Origin of the sequence: Photorhabdus caribbeanensis, assembly GCF_018448885.1 — a bacterium.
Classification (GTDB): domain Bacteria; phylum Pseudomonadota; class Gammaproteobacteria; order Enterobacterales; family Enterobacteriaceae; genus Photorhabdus; species Photorhabdus caribbeanensis.
Window position 1 is genome coordinate 1 of the sequence record NZ_RCWB01000084.1, and the last position, 2,703, is coordinate 2,703.

The window sequence follows — 2,703 nt, forward strand, 5'->3', positions numbered from 1 at the left end:
TCAGCTGATGCTGTTCGCAATACTGTTTTCGGGTCAGGTCACTGTGGCGCCATTGGGTCACATGTTGCTGTTTTTGTTCCGGGGTATATCGGCTACGGCTCATGGTGTCAGTCTCCAGGTGAAGATAGGGAAACGGTAGCGTGCATGGGACAGGGAGGAAGAACAAGGTGAGATGACCGGACGTTTACCAGATGACCGGACGTTTACGATTAAGGATGCGATTTCTAAGCTTCAATCTGCTCTGGCTTACTGTGGGTATTCACCCCGGTAGATATTAATGAGGTTGGAAGATCTTTGAGATCTTCCAACCCTTCATATTTATTTATATGACATCAATCGCTTATATAAAAACTCAATGAAATTGCTTGCATATAATTTATTTTCTGTTCCTAATGATATGTAAACTTCGACCAGATTATTTATGTTGAAATAAAACTCTTCTCCGAAGTCTGTATTTGAGACAACTAATTTGCCTTCATTAAGGTAATTATTAGCTATTGTATTTTGATATACTAAATCACCGCCAATAGCTTCCTCAAACGGAATGCAATATATGCTATATATCTCATCTCCACATATATCACCACCACCAAAATTATTCAAAAACCATTTATAATCATCAGGTAATGTTAGTGATAATGCTTTTTCTGTTTTATTTATCCATTCAGGAGAGGGTGCATCACCTGAACTTCCCATATTCAATAAATCGGGATGCTCCGCGAATAAATCTATTAATTCGTCTCTGTTCATTTAAAATCTCCAGCTCTATTAATCCAATACTGTTCTCGCCATTTATTAAATGTAGCTCGATCTATTCCTGAAGGAATCGTATTAGGATTTATATGAATTGCTTTGTGATTAACTTTATGGAATGTTTGGCTCATTTCAGCAATAGGACCGTTTTGAGTTTGTAACATATGATGTAAGTTTACAGCTTTTCCATCATGCCCAACAGGGGCCCTACCTGAGGCCATCCGTTCAATATTAGTTCCTCGAATCACTTTCCCTTGATCTCGCCATGCCGACATATGTTGAGGATCAAACAGATCATTTCTTTGATATACCTTATTCCCTTTAAATGTAACCGGATTTGATGACCAATATTCTCTCTTTTGACTATAGTCAGTTGGACAGCCAGCAAGACCCAGCGGATCGATCCAACCCGTCGGATTATGCACGTAACTGTAAGGATTTACTCCTCCTGCTAACCCCAATGGGTCGGCACTCAGGTAACAACACCCTTCCGGCAAATAATACCTGAACCGGTTATAGCATAAACCACTTTCCTCATCAAAAAGTTGTCCGGCGAATCGGAGGCCCGGGTCCAGTTGCGGGTTTTCGCCGTATCCGCCCAGCCGCAGCCCGTACAGGGACTGCTTCGGCCGCCGCCACACCCGTTTACCCGTCGGGTCGAACAGCGCCAGCGGCTCGCCGGTCGGGGCGCTGACCGCATACTGGGTCTGCACCTCCCCGGCCATCAGTTCCACCCGGTTGTCCAGATTAAGCGTAAACTGCTGCGTCTGCTGCGCCACCAGTTCCCAGCCGTCAAACACCAGATGGCGGATCATTTTCAGCCGGCCGTGCTGGTATTCCCGGATTTCTGCTGGCACGTCGCCGGTAACGGCTATTCCTGCCGCGACCCTCTTTTCCGACATCTGCTTTCATGGCGGATTTACTGCCCGGAAAAGGCCGGAAGATCTCGAAAGATCTTTCCGGCTTGGATTATAATTTCAGTATCATTTATTTTCACGTAACTTAGCCAAACCTTTTTCAAGACGGCTAATATTCTGATATTTCTCAGGTTTGGTACTTTTATCAAGATAACTAAGCCAGCCAGGAATTACTTTTTTAAAAAGTTCTAGCCCTTCTGGTGTGACATGAGACATTTTCAGTATAAGATCTTTTTTAACATCTCCATTTTCAGCAAATGGTTCCATATTTATTAGTAAGTTATTATCTTTTAAGAAATACATTAATGCATTGGATAAGCTAATTATTTGCTCTTGATAATCTTTACTTTTATTTGCTCCCAGTAACATTGGGATATTATGTAAATCGAAATCAGTCATTATCTTGCCCTAATCACTTTTGATATATCATTTATTTCTATTAACTCTCGGGTATTTGGATTTCTGACAAATATCCCTCCAGCTTGTTGAATGCGTTGTTCTTTAGCTAATTGTCCGACTTTTGGTGCTGTTTGACTAGTTATTTCAACAGGGCTCCATTTTCCATCTTGCCCCTTGATCACAAAGTCAATCCTCCTCCTTTCTCCAGTTAAAGGATCCTTAACTGACTTGCCATTAGCATCACGTAAGTAACGTTCACTTATGACGTTTTCCTTGCCATAACGTTTTTCAAATATAGCTTGCGCTCTTTTTTCTCTGGCTGTCCCTGCTACTTTATTCGGTATACACTTCTTAGAAGACAATCCCAGAGGGTCGATCCAACCCGTCGGATTATGCACGTAACTGTAAGGATTTACTCCTCCTGCTAACCCCGAAGGATCAGGGCTGAGGTAGCACGCCGCTTCCGGCAAATAATAGCGGAACCGGTTATAAAATAAACCACTTTCTTCATCAAAAAGTTGCCCGGCGAATCGGAGGCCCGGGTCCAGTTGCGGGTTTTCGCCGTGTCCGCCCAGCCGCAGCCCGTACAGGGACTGCTTCGGCCGCCGCCACACCCGTTTACCCGTCGGGTCGA

The 2,703-nt window shown here is 43.6% G+C and carries 6 protein-coding genes and 1 pseudogene; 1 reads left to right on the top strand and 6 read right to left on the bottom strand.

The window, feature by feature from the left end:
• Nucleotides 1–103: IS66 family insertion sequence element accessory protein TnpA (gene tnpA / locus EAE90_RS24805; RefSeq protein WP_422616012.1), on the bottom strand; the 103-nt coding region annotated here is incomplete at its 3' end.
• A gap of 69 nt (nt 104–172) precedes the next feature.
• Between tnpA and EAE90_RS24810 the strand changes: the two genes are divergently transcribed.
• Nucleotides 173–271 carry a DUF7706 family protein gene (locus EAE90_RS24810; RefSeq protein ID WP_422616016.1) on the top strand — a complete coding sequence of 33 codons (99 nt, stop codon included), beginning with the start codon at nt 173–175 and terminating at the stop codon, nt 269–271.
• Nucleotides 272–318: 47 nt separating this feature from the next.
• Here EAE90_RS24810 and EAE90_RS22970 read toward each other — a convergent pair whose 3' ends face one another.
• The 5 genes and pseudogenes from EAE90_RS22970 to EAE90_RS24375 all read right to left on the bottom strand — a co-directional run.
• Nucleotides 319–750 (bottom strand): SMI1/KNR4 family protein, encoded by a 432-nt coding sequence (locus EAE90_RS22970; RefSeq protein WP_214055423.1) that lies wholly within the window; start codon nt 748–750, stop codon nt 319–321.
• Nucleotides 747–1,028 carry an HNH/ENDO VII family nuclease gene (locus EAE90_RS24815; RefSeq protein ID WP_191214983.1) on the bottom strand — a complete coding sequence of 94 codons (282 nt, stop codon included), beginning with the start codon at nt 1,026–1,028 and terminating at the stop codon, nt 747–749. The genes EAE90_RS22970 and EAE90_RS24815 overlap by 4 nt, the downstream gene beginning before the upstream one ends.
• Nucleotides 1,029–1,127: 99 nt before the next feature.
• Nucleotides 1,128–1,616 (bottom strand): annotated as a pseudogene (locus EAE90_RS24820) (RHS repeat domain-containing protein); the annotation flags it as partial.
• A 120-nt stretch (nt 1,617–1,736) separates the two neighbouring features.
• Entirely contained in the window at nt 1,737–2,069 is a 333-nt protein-coding gene (locus EAE90_RS22985; RefSeq protein ID WP_112896816.1) for a hypothetical protein, read from the bottom strand.
• Nucleotides 2,069–2,703 (bottom strand): RHS repeat-associated core domain-containing protein (locus tag EAE90_RS24375; protein ID WP_281422393.1); only part of this gene is annotated, 635 nt, incomplete at its 5' end. The genes EAE90_RS24375 and EAE90_RS22985, both read right to left, overlap by 1 nt.

Bases quoted from the DNA above. Each gene is read 5' to 3' on its own strand.
- EAE90_RS24810 (WP_422616016.1), top strand. From the start codon at position 173: ATGACCGGACGTTTACCAGATGACCGGACGTTTACGATTAAGGATGCG.
- EAE90_RS22970 (WP_214055423.1), bottom strand. From the start codon at position 750: ATGAACAGAGACGAATTAATAGATTTATTCGCGGAGCATCCCGATTTA.
- EAE90_RS24815 (WP_191214983.1), bottom strand. From the start codon at position 1,028: ATGTCGGCATGGCGAGATCAAGGGAAAGTGATTCGAGGAACTAATATT.
- EAE90_RS22985 (WP_112896816.1), bottom strand. From the start codon at position 2,069: ATGACTGATTTCGATTTACATAATATCCCAATGTTACTGGGAGCAAAT.